Consider the following 13,310-nt stretch of genomic DNA (forward strand, 5'->3'; position numbering starts at 1 on the left):
TTCTACCCCTGATAGTGTAACGCTAGTCATTAAATCAAGTTCGCTCAATAAACCAATAAGTCGACCAGCCTCTTTTGGAAATGATGTAGACAATCTATTCAGCAATGGTTTTATTTCTATTGTTAGCTCTCTTGCATATCTTTGAGCAAGTGAAGCTGTTTTATGTAAATCAGAATTCTTGCTCTCAACAGGGGGGGGGACATTAAATTATGCATTTGGAACCTCAATATTTATCTGAGCTATATTGTTATTTGCCCGTTCAATTAATTTTAATGCCGCTTCTAAAGTGTTTTCGATATCTTCATTATCCAAAATGGCTGAATTTAAAATAGTATTTATAATTGCTCTAGCATAAGTTAATTCTGTATTTGCTGAGTTTCTTAATTTAATATTGTCATTCACTATTCTTTCTCCAAAATATCATCAACCTCAGCTTCACATTGAGCGATCAATTGACTGGCAATATGTTTTTCGCTGTTATCTCGGTTTAAATATTGAGCAGCTTCTAAAAACACTTTCACTCGGTTAAATACATACATGCATTCACTAACTTGTACTTTTTTTTGGGGGGCTGTTTTATTCATGTCCATTAATCCCGTTGTGCATTTTCTTCAATTAACCAACCTGCCACAGGGTTTGATAGTTCGTAAGCCAGCTCAATTAAACTATCCACTACTGGATCCCCTACAAATTGGCTATTGAGTTGAAACAGTACCGCATTCAATTGAGCGCTTTTTTTGCGGCAACACTTAATTTAATTTCGTGTGACATGACACGCTCCTACAGGTGTTTGTGATGCCAGTGATAAAACATACTCACGAACAAGTTGTAATTTTGCTGATTTCAAATCCGTTGCGTAAACTTCCTTGCGTTCGCCTTTAGCTTGTGGATCACTACGCTTTACAGCAAAGAAGCAGAACTTAAATAGACCTGTACGGATATCAGGTTTAAGTACATCGGTATTTGACGCATAATGTATAATCGGCATTTTTTAAACCTCATCATTTTGAGTTAAATTTTTAGCTGGCTGCATTTCACCTTCACCGAGCATGAGCCACCTTAGATTTACACCTAAAGCTTCAGATAAAACTGCTCCTCGCCCAATTCCCACGCCTTTTACTCGACCAGTAGCCAATGCACTAATTGTGCTTTGTGATACGCCAATCTGTTTTGCTAAATCCGCCTGTGTCATTCCAGAGTGCGCAAGAGCTAGGCGCAAGCGTGCGGCGAATGAGGTTTGGGTGTTTATTTCGGTTTTTGATGGCGCATATTCTTTGGTTGTCAGTAATGTATTAACTAGACCGTCAGCCTTGCGCAAGGATGAGCTTGTTGATCTCATAACACATGAGATGACAGCAGAGATTTTTTCATCTTCACTCTCACTATAAGCCATTTCTAGCAGCGTCATGGATTCGCGAATTTCAGCAGTAATGGTTTCGATAGTATCTTTGATTTCTACATTGCAAATAACCATAGTTAATTACCTTTGATTTGTTTCGATGCCTTAAAGGTAATTCATAACTTAACTTATTGCAATAACTAAAGTTAATAAAAGTTATTTTAATTTGTAGTTAATTGATTTTAAATATAAAAAAACCAGCAATCAGAGGCTGGTTTTAAGTGAGGGGTGGGGGTTATACCATTACAGACCACCAAAATACACGTCCAATAATCTCAACGCTTGATAGAGGGGCGGTTTCGTCTGGGTATTCGTCAGTGTTGTAACTTTTGATTGTCAGTAGGTCTGGGCCTGTTCTATAGAGTAGCTTAATTCTTTTCCATCCATCCTGATTAATCGCGTAAATCTTGCCATCATCAATCCTTTTATCGCTAGTAATAATTCCTACTGTTGAGCCATCTGGCAGTATAGGCTCCATGCTATTCCCTCTAGCTGGAAAACATAATATATCGGAGCCGTCAGACTTTGCGCCTATTCTTCTCAGGGTTGATTTGGAAAAACGTAATTTAAATCCGTTGTAATCTGCTTCGCTACAAGCGCCGTCACCACAAGCAAACTCTATATCTTTTAGGAAAGGAACTTCAACCTCATCATCATCTAAAGGCGTTGTGGAATCCCAAGTTTTGATTGGAATCTCGCTACCTACGTTACTTTCAGTTATAGATTTTTTGTTTGAGTCTGCTTGATAGGGCTCACCAACACCAGTGGTTAACCATACGGGATCGACACCAAGGGCTTGAGCTATTTCAAATGAGCGCCTACTTGACTGAGATGCTCCGGTGGCTAGCTTCCATATTGAAGGCTGAGAAACCCCAACAGCATGCGCTAGCTCGGCTTGTGATAAGCCAGCTTTTTGCATTGCGTAGTTAAGTCTATCTGAGAATGTTTTCATAATAAGATTCTATACCTTTTGTTATTAATCTTAAACAAACTATAAGTTATTGCTCAAAGTTATTCCAGATGTTATTCTGATAAAGTTTAATAACTAATGGAATTAACTTATGAATGAATACATTCAAAAAGCTATTGATTTATTAGGTAGCCAAGCGGCTTTAGCCAGAGCCTGTGGCGTTAGTCAGCCAGCTGTTTTCCGTTGGTTGAATGGCCGTAGGGTTAAAGCTGATCATGTAATGGCTATCGTAAATGCGACCAATGGTCATGTAAAGCCCCATGAGATCCGTCCTGACCTACCTGATTTGTTCCCTCACCCAAAGGGTAAATCACATGAACCAGATACACAACATACCGATGCCTAAACATTACTTTCCTGATCGCGATGACATTGAGTTTATTCAACGAATGTTATCGCAATTGTCACCGAGTGCCAGAAATAGGGCGCTGGTGGCTTATTCAGAAGTGTATCAGCAGCATTGGGAATTAGAGCCAGTTCCATACCGCAAGGTTAACAAAGCGAGACATGAAGCGAACTCAAGGCTAAGGCAGTACGTGAGACGTTATTCGAAGGCAATGCAAGGTTATACCTCAGCGCCGTTGTTGGTTGGTCAGTAATTCATTAAGGGGGATTTAGAGGTTAAGACGTTTAGCCATCTAGATTGTTTTCTGGGGAAGAGGGGAAAACTTTCTAGGGGGGGTAAGGGGGGGTGATCTTTGAAAGGGGTGTTAGGGAAGGCACTGCCAAGGAAGGAGTTAGATCTTAAATATAGATCTCTATAGGGGGTATAAAACCCACCAGCCGTTTAGATGGCTAAATGATAAATCTTCCAAAGGCTTCGACCTTGGCAGGGTAAATTATTCAAGTGAGGAACGGATGTTAAACATTACACCAAATTTTGCACAGGAACGCGGTTTAGCTATGTTGCGTCAAAACTGGAAGCAAAACCGCACGTTCATGATTTATAGCCCAACAGGGAGCGGTAAGACAGGGCTAGCGGCATTTATCACAAACGGTTACATCAAGCGCAATATGCGAGTTATGTTCTGTGCGCCATACACAAATCTGATCGCTCAAACAGCGGAGCGTTTTCAAGAGTATGGCATACCACTGGAAGAAATCGGATTTGTTTGGGCCAATCATCCCAATTATGACCCAACAAAATTAATCCAAATTGCCTCAGCAGATACGGTTATTCGTCGTGAGTTTCCTGACAACATTGATTTACTCATCATCGACGAGGCCCATTTACGCCGCAAGAAAATACTCGAAGTCATTCGCGATACTGACCTCAAAGTAATCGGGCTGTCGGGAACGCCGTTTTCCCCGTTTCTTGGTGAGTATTACGAAAGGCTGATTAAACCCACAACGATGAAGGAGCTTATTCAGCGTGGGGATCTAAGTAAATACGAATTTTACGCGCCGACAAAACCAGATTTATCAAAAGTGAAATCAGTTCGTAGTGAGGAATTCGGTAGTGATTATAAAGAGGCTGAGATCGCTGAAATTATGTCGGGTGCGGATTTGGTTGGCGATGTGGTCGATAACTGGTTGGCTAATGGTGAAAACCTACCAACGATCTGTTTTTGCGTCAATGTCAGCCATGCAAACTACGTCACCGTTGCTTTTAACCGCTCAGGGGTAAATGCGGAAGTCATTACAGCTGATACACCACATGACGAGCGCCGAGGCATTATTCACCGTTTCGAACAGGGTGCAACTAAGATCATTGTTAATGTCGGAACGCTTGTCGCAGGTTTTGATAGTGATGTTCGCTGCATCATTTACGCCCGACCTACTAAATCAGAAATCCGCTGGGTTCAGGCGTTAGGGCGCGCATTAAGACCTGTAGACAATTACACCTCTCTATACGATGAGTATCTGTCCAAGAGAGCCAGTCTGCTAACGGCTATTAATAGCGAGGGCAAGTAACTATGGAATTTAAGCCTGTTTTTTCATGGCGTAGCGATGATATGCCAGAAACCACAGAAGCTATCGTTTTTGTGTCACGTTGCGGGAATGTGGTGAAAATCGGGAGCTACCGACACTGGAATAAGAAAAATAAGTCCTACTCAACTCGTAAAGAGCGCATTTGTGAGCAGTCAACAAATCGCGGTAAAGATGCGAAGTCTGAATTAGGTCCTTACGGTAAGTACAAACATGTTTATATCCGTAATCGCTGGTATCAGGTTCATCGTTTAGTCGCCTTAGCATGGATACCCAATCCAGATAATAAACCTCAAGTTAACCACATTAACGGTATCAAATCAGACAATCATTTCGATAATTTGGAATGGGTTACAAATCTTGAAAATAGACAACACGCCGGAGATGTATTAGTCCGAAACATGCCATGTGGTGAGGATGTTAGCACTGCAAAGTTAACAGCTGCTAATGTTGCCGATATCCGAAATCGACTTAAAAAGCCATACAAAGGGCTTTGCCGAGACCTTGCTGCGGAATTCGGTGTAGCGAAATCAACTATTAGTTGGATTAAAAAAGGTGAGACCTGGAAACATGTTTAAAGTTTTATTTAAAGTGAGTTGCGAAGAAGACGTCGAGCATGTGAGGGGCATCATCATGGCTCGCCATGTACCTAACGGGGATACAATTATTGTCTCCAATGAAACTGTACCAGCAGATATTGTAATTAATGTCCCCAAAGTAAAAAAACGCGCTGCACTCATCTTTGATCATTCCGGTTCTGTCCATCGCTTAGGCTTTCCTGATGATATCGAATATGACGAACTGCCTAGCAAAAATGACGGCATGAAAGAGGCTAATAGTTTTCGTGAGCAGGAAAAGCGCGAAAAGAAACCGAAAGAATGCACCTCATGCCACTACATGAAGCCAGCCGGTGTTTATGCTTGCCCTAAGTGTGGATTTAAGCCACTCGCTGGGGAAGACGTAGAAGTCGATACGACACGCAATATCAAAAAACTAAGCAAGACAGAAAAAGTTTATACACATCAAGAAAAGCAGAGTTTTTATTCTCAACTTAAATATTACCAAAACGTCAGAGCGGTTGAAGGTAAGCCGATTAGTGACGGGTGGGTAGGTCACACATTTAAAGAAAAGTTCGGTGTATTCCCCTATGGGCTACACAACACTCCTCAAGAGATTACACCAGAGGTTAGCAATTTTATTAAACATAAGCGGATCCGTTTCGTAAAAGGTCAGCAAAAAGCAAAAGAGCAGTTCGCTCGTATTAAAGGTCAGTTAAAAAATAGCACAGCACAGCAAGGAGCATTACTTTGAACACAATTGATGCTGCAAAAGGACAATGGGCAAAGATATTTGCGTACTATGGACTCCCTCCTATAACTGGGCGCAAACACTTTAAAGGCAAATGTCCATTATGTGAGAGAAAGGGCAAGTTTCGTATTGATGATAAAAATGGGCTGGGAACATGGATTTGCACCTGTGGTTCGGGCACTGGTTTTCAGTTGCTGGAAAAAACACAAGGTAAGAGTTTTAAAGTTCTGGCTGATGAAGTGGATATACTTCTTGGCAATCACCGAGAAAACATAGTGCCTAAACCACAAACTAAAGATACCTCAATTGCAGGATTTAGGAAACGGGTCATTAAGTGCTATTCAAACCTGAAATCGCTGAAAGATACCTCAGGGGCTAAATATCTACACAATCGCGGTATCTATGAGCTGCCGAGTGAACAGGTTAAATTTTGTGATAAGCAACCCGTAAAACATAACCCTAACAGCTTTCAAGCGATATGGGCGCTGGCAACAGACTCAAAAGGGCAACCTTGTTACCTGCATAGGACGTATTTAGAAGGCGATAAAAAGGCACGGCTATCCCTAATCAAACGAATGGACTCGCTGCAGGAAGATAATTATTTAGAGTATGCAAATTCAGTCGCTATCCGCATGTTTCCTGTGGCCTCAACACTGGGGATCGCCGAAGGACTAGAAACTGCACTCTCCTGTAAGCAAATCTATGGCGTTAATACTTGGTCAACAATGAATGCGGGCCATATGGCGAAGTTTGTTGCACCAAAGGGTGTTAAGCACCTAATTGTTTTCGCTGATAACGATTGGAGTGCAACGGGTGAGGCGGCAGCTTATGAATGCGCCAGAAAAAACCTAGTGGCTAACAATGATATTGAAAAAGTTAGTGTGAGATGGCCTGACTTAAACGATTTTAACGACATGCTCACACAAGGTTGTGAAGCAAGGGAACGTGTTTTTATTCGGAAACAGAGAGAGGCGGCTTAATGAAACTCGAAAATGCACTGAAAAACTTTCACCCTAAGTCACCGACATTTGGCAATGTAGCAGGTTGCACCTCCCCTGACCGAATAACGGGAACGGATATCATGGCTGCTATGGGGATGACTGAATCACAAGCTAAGTTCGGTATGACAGCCTTTCTGGCTAAAAATGACATCAGCGAAGAGGATAAATTTTCGACTGTGGAAGCCTTGACCCAATATGCACTTAAAGTAGCACCTAAACTAGTTCGCAAAGCTGCGGGTAAGAAACTGGGTTACTGTTTAATTGTTCTGGCCAAGATGGCATTTGAAGATTATGCCCGTTCAGCTGGTTCAGTTTGTCAGTGTTCAGTATGTAACGGGAAAGGGTTGATCTACAAAATGAAAGATGTTGTCAAACATCCCGGCATAACTACTCTTGAAGGCGAAACGATTGTTGATCCAAATATCAGAGAGGAATTGGTAGGTGAGCTATGTGTTTCTTGCAATGGCAAAGGTCAAATCACACACCGTTGTCGCTGCAAAGGACGCGGCAAGGTATTGGATGAAGCACAAACTAAATTACAGGGCGTTCCCGTATTTAAAGATTGTCCTCGTTGCGCTGGTAAGGGGTTCAACCGTGTGCCGTCGTCTGTGGCATATAATGCAATAAGACATTTAGTACCCGACCTTAACGAAAGAACATGGCGTAGAAATTGGAAGCCGCTCTATGAAAAATTAACAAGTAAGTGTTTTATTGAAGAAAGCGTAGCAGAAAAGGCTTTTAGTTGTGTCACAAAATAGAGTTCGATGTATCATTTTCGATTTATATTCAGCATAAGGAAATAAAAATGAGTCTACAAAATATTGCAAATGACTTAAGGGCAGCATTAGAAACTGGTGTGTTATCTCCATTTTGCGAAGATAGAAGCCTCCCACCAATGCAAACAATACGGAATGTGTTTTGGGATAGTTATACTAGGAATAACGCCGTTGCATACGAGCGCCTCTATGATGCACTTGATTTCCTATGCGACCAAGGATATCTAATTCAGCGTGGTCAATGGTATCGCTTCGCATAACCTGCTTGGTCAAAGCTTGCATTTTGTCCGAAATTGGCTTATTATCTTCTAATAATGGACATTCTATACCTAGTCGCATTAAACCAATTCAAGACCTCGCTTTGGCGGGGTTTTTGTTACCGAAACAGTGCCCCTCATAACCTCTACGCAGAACGGAGAAATCTGGTTTGCGATACGTTTGGGGCTTTCGATGTACCCTTATGGGGCTTGAAGACCACACCACCCGCTCGCAGGCAATAGTTGCTACCTGTACAGTGGCTTGGTGTGGCAACCTAATTTAGACAAAAGAAAATCCGCAACACCACATTACAGTTGATCTTTTGACTAAATACACACTCTTCATTCTGGAGAGTTGTGTGATTAGGGACACCAGATGATGTTTTGGTCGACGGATATCTGGTGTCCCTTTCTTAATTTAGAGGTTTATATGCTTGATGAATTCGAGTGAGCATAAAAAAGCCACCATCTTAAAAAACTGGTGGCGAATGAGTGGTACTACAAAATAATATAAGAGGTTTCTATTGTAACCATCTAATTTAAAAAAAGAAACAAACTTTATCTGACAGTCTATTTATAACTGGTTGGTATTATTCCGATGCTGGAATTCCGGTGTCGCCAATTAAAGCTGTAAGGATTGCTTACAAGTTCACATTCAAGAGGCTGCCTAGTGCGGCCTTTATTACAGGCACAAAAAGGCTACCGAAGTAGCCATTGATTATTTTCAATCTTATGCAGCTTTGCTTAGTGCCATATCAACTACTGAGTTATACCCGAGGTTATAAGCTTCAAATGCATCTTTGTGTCGAACTGCGCCAGCCTGACTATCTGGAATATATTCCAAAACAGAATCATTTTTGGCTTTTGGTGCTCCAATAAGAGCGTGTTGACGGCCTAATTCAAATGCACAGCCTGCGCATTTATGTCGACCAGTTTGACCTTGGTTATCAGAAAGATAATCGAAAGCCGGGTCATAACGATGTGGGTTTTTACAGATATTTCTACCCATATAAAGAACTCCTGTATAAATAACAGGGCTTTACACAGATCACCAAGTGAACTAGACTGAAAGGGTGATCACATGTAAAACCTGACAGTTTTATTTACCCCTTTGTAGCTCGATACTACTTAGGGGTTCCCTATATCTAGTGTGGCGTTCTCGATAAACATACTAGATACTCGGTCATTATATGTTCAAACGCAAAAAGATCAAATAAATGATCAACTTACATCAAATTCTATAAGACCCTGCCCGCTCCGGCGGGGTTTTTTGTTTCTACCATATCGAGCATATCCTCGGAATGGTCACCATTTTGCCAACGTCGGGAAAATGGTCACTCATACAGCCGCCACAGATTCGACTGCTAATCTTTACCCTCGCTAAAGAGCTGTGCGCGGCTTTCTATTAACTAAGAGAAACACAAATGAGCACATCATTAGGTATCGCCATCGGTGCTGCTGGCGGTGGCGCTATGGGCGGTATCCTTGTTGGTGCCGACTATGGTGTAGTTCTTGGGGCGATTATTGGTGCCTCAGCTTCCGTCATTGCATCAAAAGACAATAACCGACGAAAAATCTTACATTTCATTCTTGCGCTTGGCGCTGGGATATTAATCGCTAAAGAAGCCTCAGATGTTATTGCACAGATATGGAATTGGGATATTAGCCCTAAGATAACGGCTATTGCGATTTCAGCACTATTGATCCCCGTTCTCGTCTTGATGGCAAACAAGGATAATTTGAGAAAGCTATTTAGCCGGATCATGGCATCGATAGATAAGAACTTCAGCACCATCACTCAAGCGATAAAAGACTGGCGCAATAAAGGAGGATCCTAATGGAAAACCTTCTCTTATTTGGTAATGACATCATTAGTTGGTGTAAACAGAATCCACTCGGGGCTACTGACATATTGTTTATGACAGGCTCAGCAGTCACTGTGTTTCTTTGTCGCTATAAAAAGTTTCGTGATTCTATTGTGGGTACAGCGTTATTTATTTGCTGGGTCTACAAGGTCTATGAAACAACCGTTGGTGACCGAGTGTCAGCACCATCGGATGTCTTATTTAACGGTGTTATGTTTCTGGTGATCTTCTCGGCGGGTGGAAACATCATGTCAGTTATTGTTATCCGTCATTTCTTCGAAAAACTTAAATCACTCTGGCTGCTTATTAAGCGGCCTTTTCTTCGTTAAGGCGGCTATATGAATAATCAGCAACGAAAAATTGCACGCGGTGAGCGTAACAATAACCCCGGCAATATTGATTATAATCCAGTGAATAAATGGCAAGGGCAATTGCCGCACGACCCAAATATTGAATCTCGTTTCTGTCGTTTTGAATCTGCTGAATATGGAATTCGTGCTATTTATAAACTACTTCAAACATATCAGCGTAAATATAAATTAAATTCAGTCTCTGCAATCATCAATAAATATGCGCCACCGATTGAAAATAACACTGCTGGTTACATTAATCGCGCAGCGGCTTCTATTGGTGTGGGTATCAATGATCACATCAACACTAGCGATAAGAAAACAGGCATCGCATTAGCAACTGCAATTGTCAGTGTTGAGTTGGGTTATCAGCCCTATGATGAGGCTACGTTCGAAAAAGCGTGGAGCTTGTTGTGAAACTCGGTGAGATAGTTGTTAGCGCTTTCGTTACCTTGGCTATGTGTGCCTTCATTGGTTGGCAGAGTGGTAAAATTGATAGGTTAAATACCCAATTATCAGCAAGCCAGCTACTAAACAAAGTAACTCAGTCCGCTATTACTCTTCACTATCAAGCATCACTCGATAACATCAAAGCAAAGCAGCTTGAGGACTCAGAACATGTCAAAGTTAAGACTGTTATCAAAACAGTACTCAAAGACAATGAGTGCGCTAATACTTCTGTGCCCGATGATGTTGTTAGTAAGCTGCGGGAATACAAAAGAGGTATTGATTCCCGTTCAGTCGCCACAGATACCGGCGCATCTAACCGCTGATTGTCCTCAGCCTGATATTCCTGAAAAAGTGGACTGGGGCGACATGCCACAACTGCTAGTTGATGCGATGAATTCAATCGCAAAGTGCAATTTAGATAAGAAAGCCATTCGAGAGATTGAGGCAGCTAGAAATAACTCAACATTACATTAGAGAGGAGTAACAAGAATGAACAAGTCATTAGGTCAAAAATTAGTAGGTATTAGCTTTAACCCATCATCCTTGTCAGCAGTAGATGAAGCCAAGCAGAAATCAGCTGAACTTATCGATTTAGTGCATGACAGTATGCAAGGCGTGACATCAGAAGAGGCATTGATGATCCACAATGAAGCCATGCGTCGCATTATGGATGCTCAAATGTGGGCGGTAAAAGCTATCACTTGGAAGGATTGAATATACCCTCAGATTGCCGCAAGAGAAAAAAATGCCTTAGTAGCGAGAACTAAGGCAATTATGAGCTTATAACTGTTTTTGTAATTAAATGAATCCTTCAAGGAAGAGTCACTTTCACTTGGAGTTAGCGAATAATATTTTATAAAGAATTATTAATCAATTGATAGTTTGTAACTAAATACGGAAAAGAGCATACAAATTTAATTTGTTATTCAAAGAAGGCGAACTATCACCAGAGACAGCAGAACGGTATTAATTTTATTTAATTCTGCAAATGCTATTCATTGAGTGGCATTGATAGAGTTTTATATATGTTTTTACCACAGGCAGTCTCGGAATTTACAAGATCCATATAAATAAACCTAGAATAATATTCCAAATGCCATCAGTTAACCGCCGATGGCTTTTTCATTTATGGGGACAATCATGTCAGATAGAAAGACGATTCATCTAAAAGTAACGGTAGACACAACCGACTTAGATAAGCTGGAAGCACAACTAAAGCGCATTAAAGAGTTGATGGGTAGTGCAGGATTGAAGCAGCCAGCAAGCGTTGGGTTTGATGCTGATGTATTCCTTATTACAAACGGGCAAGTGTTTCTTAATGAAGCATGTATTGCAAAAGGAACAGTCACAAGCGCAAAAATTAATGGTGTAAAAGTTACACGAGAAGATAAGCAGCGAGAAGAAAATGTTTTTCGTGGTGATATTAAGGTTGAACCTGAATACTCCGTTACTTTGCCTAATGTGGTCGCTAGTATTCAAGAAACTGCAGAATTGATTAATAAATCCCAAAGCGAGTACGAAGAAACCGTGAAGCGGATTGACCAGCAATTCTGTGAGCTGCAATCACAGATAACCAATATTCAATGCTCATCAGCCGCCAGTGAGCAATCGATAGCGCAACACATTTCAGGGTTGAAACGTCAGCTTATTCAGCTAAGCAAAGAGCTTGAAGAAATGCGACTGAAAGATAGCGCCAATACGGACTCTATCATCAGCTTAAGACAAGCTATGGAGCAGCAAGAAAAGTCGATGACAGAATCTATCAAGCGGACGATTGCAGAGGATCTGTGTCGCGGTGGTACTTTGTCGCGCATGTTATGAAGAAGCCAAATGTTTATGGCGGTCGATGGGCGAAGGTCAGGCTTAGCTATTTAGCCAAGCATCCCTTATGTGTGATGTGCCAAGAGCAAGGGCGCGTTACTGCCGCAACCGTCGTCGACCATATCATCCCTCACAGATTGAAGGATGCGCTTGATTCAGGTAATCCTGAGCAGATAGCCAAAGCTCAAAAGTTATTCTGGGATACCAACAACTACCAAAGTCTATGTGCACCACATCATAACTCCACTAAGCAACGGATGGAGAAGAGCGGTATTGTTGTTGGTTGTAGTGAGGATGGCATACCGCTAGATCCTAATTCACATTGGAATAAATAGCATGACTGAATGGTCAGTGGAACAGGACAAAAGAATATGAAGAATGAAAAGCAAGCAAAGCTATCAAAACTCTATCGAGGCGATGCGTTTGTAGGATTTGGATTATCAGTGGATGGAGTTCTGCTGAGCAATCAAACCTTACTTCGTATAGAGCACTCAAATGGACGTCACCCACCACAAGTGACGGTTACATTTAATTCGAATAGTGATTTGACAGTAGATGCACCTGATATTCATTTGAAATAGTTTTGCGATGAAATCATAGCGGGAGGGGTGAGGTAAAACTTCAAAACCTTTGCCCTGAATTACCGACCGCTAACCTTCGAAATAACGCTAACCCGATTTTTTTTCTTTTTTTACGAGGCACTAATGGCAGGAAAACGAAAGCGCTCTGACAGTGTCAGCGCCGAACTTCAAGCCATGCAAAATGCTGCCGCTGATACCATCGAACCGCCACGCCATGCAGGTTTGGAGAAAAAAGCGGAGCCATTTTGGCATGACAATATCCGCTCGAAAGCCCTAGACAGTTGGACACCATCTGACCTGTTGGCGGCGGTAGAATTAGCCAATAATCAGTTCTATATCACCGTTTTACGGCTTGATTTACGCAAAGAAGAGCGAATACGAGGTGAGGAGCGTAACGAAGCACTCATTAAGGATTTACGTAAACAGATAGTGGAGTTACAGCGCACCATTTTGGCTCAACGCCGCGATTTACAGATCCACTCTCACGCCACCAATGGTGAAAGTCGTGACCAACGCAAGCGAAATCAAAATGATGCGGTCGCGAGAAAAGCGCTGAGTGACCTGCGGGATGATGATTTGCTGGCCGTGCCCATGCACTAAGGA

24 protein-coding genes and 1 pseudogene are annotated in these 13,310 nt (G+C 41.8%); 18 read left to right on the plus strand and 7 right to left on the minus strand.

Features of this window, described 5'->3' with window-relative positions:
- Positions 1 to 207 precede the first annotated feature (207 nt).
- From O7C57_RS07495 to O7C57_RS07520, 6 genes are all read right to left on the minus strand, one after another.
- On the minus strand, positions 208 to 402 hold the full coding sequence (locus O7C57_RS07495; protein ID WP_105874178.1) for a hypothetical protein: 195 nt from the start codon (positions 400 to 402) through the stop codon (positions 208 to 210).
- Positions 402 to 584: a hypothetical protein gene (locus tag O7C57_RS07500; RefSeq protein ID WP_269723843.1), complete on the minus strand. Its 183-nt coding sequence runs from the start codon at positions 582 to 584 to the stop codon at positions 402 to 404. Before O7C57_RS07500 ends, O7C57_RS07495 begins: the two co-directional genes overlap by 1 nt.
- A gap of 5 nt (positions 585 to 589) precedes the next feature.
- On the minus strand, positions 590 to 724 hold the full coding sequence (locus tag O7C57_RS07505; RefSeq protein WP_269723844.1) for a hypothetical protein: 135 nt from the start codon (positions 722 to 724) through the stop codon (positions 590 to 592).
- Positions 725 to 754: 30 nt separating this feature from the next.
- On the minus strand, positions 755 to 988 hold the full coding sequence (locus tag O7C57_RS07510) for a host cell division inhibitor Icd-like protein (protein WP_269723845.1): 234 nt from the start codon (positions 986 to 988) through the stop codon (positions 755 to 757).
- Positions 989 to 991: 3 nt separating this feature from the next.
- Complete coding sequence (locus tag O7C57_RS07515) at positions 992 to 1,474, minus strand: helix-turn-helix domain-containing protein (RefSeq protein ID WP_269723846.1); 483 nt, start codon at positions 1,472 to 1,474, stop codon at positions 992 to 994.
- Between the two features lie 160 nt (positions 1,475 to 1,634).
- Complete coding sequence (locus O7C57_RS07520) at positions 1,635 to 2,351, minus strand: XRE family transcriptional regulator (protein WP_269723847.1); 717 nt, start codon at positions 2,349 to 2,351, stop codon at positions 1,635 to 1,637.
- A 109-nt stretch (positions 2,352 to 2,460) separates the two neighbouring features.
- On the opposite strand from O7C57_RS07520, the gene O7C57_RS07525 reads away from it, so the two are divergent.
- From O7C57_RS07525 to O7C57_RS07560, 8 genes and pseudogenes are all read left to right on the plus strand, one after another.
- On the plus strand, positions 2,461 to 2,715 hold the full coding sequence (locus tag O7C57_RS07525) for a transcriptional regulator (protein WP_269723848.1): 255 nt from the start codon (positions 2,461 to 2,463) through the stop codon (positions 2,713 to 2,715).
- Complete coding sequence (locus O7C57_RS07530; protein WP_269723849.1) at positions 2,684 to 2,968, plus strand: hypothetical protein; 285 nt, start codon at positions 2,684 to 2,686, stop codon at positions 2,966 to 2,968. The genes O7C57_RS07525 and O7C57_RS07530 overlap by 32 nt, the downstream gene beginning before the upstream one ends.
- A gap of 259 nt (positions 2,969 to 3,227) precedes the next feature.
- Positions 3,228 to 4,196, plus strand: a pseudogene (locus O7C57_RS07535) (DEAD/DEAH box helicase); the annotation flags it as partial.
- 89 nt (positions 4,197 to 4,285) lie between these two features.
- Positions 4,286 to 4,876: an HNH endonuclease gene (locus tag O7C57_RS07540; protein ID WP_269723850.1), complete on the plus strand. Its 591-nt coding sequence runs from the start codon at positions 4,286 to 4,288 to the stop codon at positions 4,874 to 4,876.
- Positions 4,869 to 5,609 carry an ATP-dependent helicase gene (locus O7C57_RS07545; protein ID WP_269723851.1) on the plus strand — a complete coding sequence of 247 codons (741 nt, stop codon included), beginning with the start codon at positions 4,869 to 4,871 and terminating at the stop codon, positions 5,607 to 5,609. Before O7C57_RS07540 ends, O7C57_RS07545 begins: the two co-directional genes overlap by 8 nt.
- The gene (locus O7C57_RS07550) at positions 5,606 to 6,586 is read left to right on the plus strand and encodes a DUF7146 domain-containing protein (protein ID WP_269723852.1); all 981 of its coding nucleotides are present in this window, start codon (positions 5,606 to 5,608) and stop codon (positions 6,584 to 6,586) included. The genes O7C57_RS07545 and O7C57_RS07550 overlap by 4 nt, the downstream gene beginning before the upstream one ends.
- Positions 6,586 to 7,365, plus strand: coding sequence for an antitermination protein (locus O7C57_RS07555; protein WP_269723853.1), 780 nt, complete (start codon positions 6,586 to 6,588; stop codon positions 7,363 to 7,365). Before O7C57_RS07550 ends, O7C57_RS07555 begins: the two co-directional genes overlap by 1 nt.
- Positions 7,366 to 7,412: 47 nt before the next feature.
- The gene (locus O7C57_RS07560) at positions 7,413 to 7,643 is read left to right on the plus strand and encodes a hypothetical protein (protein ID WP_269723854.1); all 231 of its coding nucleotides are present in this window, start codon (positions 7,413 to 7,415) and stop codon (positions 7,641 to 7,643) included.
- 727 nt (positions 7,644 to 8,370) lie between these two features.
- On the opposite strand, the gene O7C57_RS07565 is transcribed toward O7C57_RS07560, so the two are convergent.
- Positions 8,371 to 8,649: a hypothetical protein gene (locus tag O7C57_RS07565; protein ID WP_269723855.1), complete on the minus strand. Its 279-nt coding sequence runs from the start codon at positions 8,647 to 8,649 to the stop codon at positions 8,371 to 8,373.
- A gap of 415 nt (positions 8,650 to 9,064) precedes the next feature.
- Between O7C57_RS07565 and O7C57_RS07570 the strand changes: the two genes are divergently transcribed.
- The 10 genes from O7C57_RS07570 (at position 9,065) to O7C57_RS07610 (ending at position 13,307) form a co-directional block, all read left to right on the plus strand.
- The gene (locus O7C57_RS07570; protein ID WP_269723856.1) at positions 9,065 to 9,478 is read left to right on the plus strand and encodes a putative holin; all 414 of its coding nucleotides are present in this window, start codon (positions 9,065 to 9,067) and stop codon (positions 9,476 to 9,478) included.
- Positions 9,478 to 9,834 (plus strand): hypothetical protein, encoded by a 357-nt coding sequence (locus O7C57_RS07575; protein WP_269723857.1) that lies wholly within the window; start codon positions 9,478 to 9,480, stop codon positions 9,832 to 9,834. The genes O7C57_RS07570 and O7C57_RS07575 overlap by 1 nt, the downstream gene beginning before the upstream one ends.
- 9 nt (positions 9,835 to 9,843) lie before the next feature.
- Positions 9,844 to 10,272, plus strand: a complete 429-nt coding sequence (locus O7C57_RS07580) for a structural protein (protein WP_269723858.1) — start codon at positions 9,844 to 9,846, stop codon at positions 10,270 to 10,272.
- A complete protein-coding gene (locus tag O7C57_RS21605) occupies positions 10,269 to 10,628 on the plus strand; it encodes a hypothetical protein (RefSeq protein ID WP_269723859.1) in 360 nt (119 codons plus the stop codon). The genes O7C57_RS07580 and O7C57_RS21605 overlap by 4 nt, the downstream gene beginning before the upstream one ends.
- Positions 10,546 to 10,779 carry an Rz1-like lysis system protein LysC gene (gene lysC / locus O7C57_RS21880; protein WP_425476435.1) on the plus strand — a complete coding sequence of 78 codons (234 nt, stop codon included), beginning with the start codon at positions 10,546 to 10,548 and terminating at the stop codon, positions 10,777 to 10,779. Before O7C57_RS21605 ends, lysC begins: the two co-directional genes overlap by 83 nt.
- Before the next feature lie 15 nt (positions 10,780 to 10,794).
- On the plus strand, positions 10,795 to 11,019 hold the full coding sequence (locus tag O7C57_RS07590) for a hypothetical protein (RefSeq protein WP_036940646.1): 225 nt from the start codon (positions 10,795 to 10,797) through the stop codon (positions 11,017 to 11,019).
- A gap of 426 nt (positions 11,020 to 11,445) precedes the next feature.
- Complete coding sequence (locus O7C57_RS07595) at positions 11,446 to 12,126, plus strand: phage tail tip fiber protein (RefSeq protein WP_269723860.1); 681 nt, start codon at positions 11,446 to 11,448, stop codon at positions 12,124 to 12,126.
- Positions 12,123 to 12,461: an HNH endonuclease gene (locus O7C57_RS07600; RefSeq protein ID WP_269723861.1), complete on the plus strand. Its 339-nt coding sequence runs from the start codon at positions 12,123 to 12,125 to the stop codon at positions 12,459 to 12,461. The genes O7C57_RS07595 and O7C57_RS07600 overlap by 4 nt, the downstream gene beginning before the upstream one ends.
- Positions 12,462 to 12,497: 36 nt before the next feature.
- A complete protein-coding gene (locus tag O7C57_RS07605; RefSeq protein WP_105874216.1) occupies positions 12,498 to 12,707 on the plus strand; it encodes a hypothetical protein in 210 nt (69 codons plus the stop codon).
- 123 nt (positions 12,708 to 12,830) lie between these two features.
- Positions 12,831 to 13,307 carry a terminase gene (locus tag O7C57_RS07610; RefSeq protein ID WP_269723862.1) on the plus strand — a complete coding sequence of 159 codons (477 nt, stop codon included), beginning with the start codon at positions 12,831 to 12,833 and terminating at the stop codon, positions 13,305 to 13,307.
- The last annotated feature ends 3 nt before the right edge of the window (positions 13,308 to 13,310 follow it).

This window comes from Providencia sp. 21OH12SH02B-Prov (genome assembly GCF_027362595.1).
GTDB lineage: Bacteria > Pseudomonadota > Gammaproteobacteria > Enterobacterales > Enterobacteriaceae > Providencia > Providencia zhejiangensis.

What these genes read in the sequence shown, in the direction of transcription:
- O7C57_RS07500 (WP_269723843.1), bottom strand. Translation starts at nt 584, where the DNA reads ATGAATAAAACAGCCCCCCAAAAAAAAGTACAAGTTAGTGAATGCATG.
- O7C57_RS07510 (WP_269723845.1), bottom strand. Translation starts at nt 988, where the DNA reads ATGCCGATTATACATTATGCGTCAAATACCGATGTACTTAAACCTGAT.
- O7C57_RS07515 (WP_269723846.1), bottom strand. Translation starts at nt 1,474, where the DNA reads ATGGTTATTTGCAATGTAGAAATCAAAGATACTATCGAAACCATTACT.
- O7C57_RS07520 (WP_269723847.1), bottom strand. Translation starts at nt 2,351, where the DNA reads ATGAAAACATTCTCAGATAGACTTAACTACGCAATGCAAAAAGCTGGC.
- O7C57_RS07525 (WP_269723848.1), top strand. Translation starts at nt 2,461, where the DNA reads ATGAATGAATACATTCAAAAAGCTATTGATTTATTAGGTAGCCAAGCG.
- O7C57_RS07530 (WP_269723849.1), top strand. Translation starts at nt 2,684, where the DNA reads ATGAACCAGATACACAACATACCGATGCCTAAACATTACTTTCCTGAT.
- O7C57_RS07540 (WP_269723850.1), top strand. Translation starts at nt 4,286, where the DNA reads ATGGAATTTAAGCCTGTTTTTTCATGGCGTAGCGATGATATGCCAGAA.
- O7C57_RS07545 (WP_269723851.1), top strand. Translation starts at nt 4,869, where the DNA reads ATGTTTAAAGTTTTATTTAAAGTGAGTTGCGAAGAAGACGTCGAGCAT.
- O7C57_RS07555 (WP_269723853.1), top strand. Translation starts at nt 6,586, where the DNA reads ATGAAACTCGAAAATGCACTGAAAAACTTTCACCCTAAGTCACCGACA.
- O7C57_RS07560 (WP_269723854.1), top strand. Translation starts at nt 7,413, where the DNA reads ATGAGTCTACAAAATATTGCAAATGACTTAAGGGCAGCATTAGAAACT.
- O7C57_RS07565 (WP_269723855.1), bottom strand. Translation starts at nt 8,649, where the DNA reads ATGGGTAGAAATATCTGTAAAAACCCACATCGTTATGACCCGGCTTTC.
- O7C57_RS07570 (WP_269723856.1), top strand. Translation starts at nt 9,065, where the DNA reads ATGAGCACATCATTAGGTATCGCCATCGGTGCTGCTGGCGGTGGCGCT.
- O7C57_RS07575 (WP_269723857.1), top strand. Translation starts at nt 9,478, where the DNA reads ATGGAAAACCTTCTCTTATTTGGTAATGACATCATTAGTTGGTGTAAA.
- O7C57_RS07580 (WP_269723858.1), top strand. Translation starts at nt 9,844, where the DNA reads ATGAATAATCAGCAACGAAAAATTGCACGCGGTGAGCGTAACAATAAC.
- lysC (WP_425476435.1), top strand. Translation starts at nt 10,546, where the DNA reads ATGTTGTTAGTAAGCTGCGGGAATACAAAAGAGGTATTGATTCCCGTT.
- O7C57_RS07590 (WP_036940646.1), top strand. Translation starts at nt 10,795, where the DNA reads ATGAACAAGTCATTAGGTCAAAAATTAGTAGGTATTAGCTTTAACCCA.
- O7C57_RS07595 (WP_269723860.1), top strand. Translation starts at nt 11,446, where the DNA reads ATGTCAGATAGAAAGACGATTCATCTAAAAGTAACGGTAGACACAACC.
- O7C57_RS07600 (WP_269723861.1), top strand. Translation starts at nt 12,123, where the DNA reads ATGAAGAAGCCAAATGTTTATGGCGGTCGATGGGCGAAGGTCAGGCTT.
- O7C57_RS07605 (WP_105874216.1), top strand. Translation starts at nt 12,498, where the DNA reads ATGAAGAATGAAAAGCAAGCAAAGCTATCAAAACTCTATCGAGGCGAT.
- O7C57_RS07610 (WP_269723862.1), top strand. Translation starts at nt 12,831, where the DNA reads ATGGCAGGAAAACGAAAGCGCTCTGACAGTGTCAGCGCCGAACTTCAA.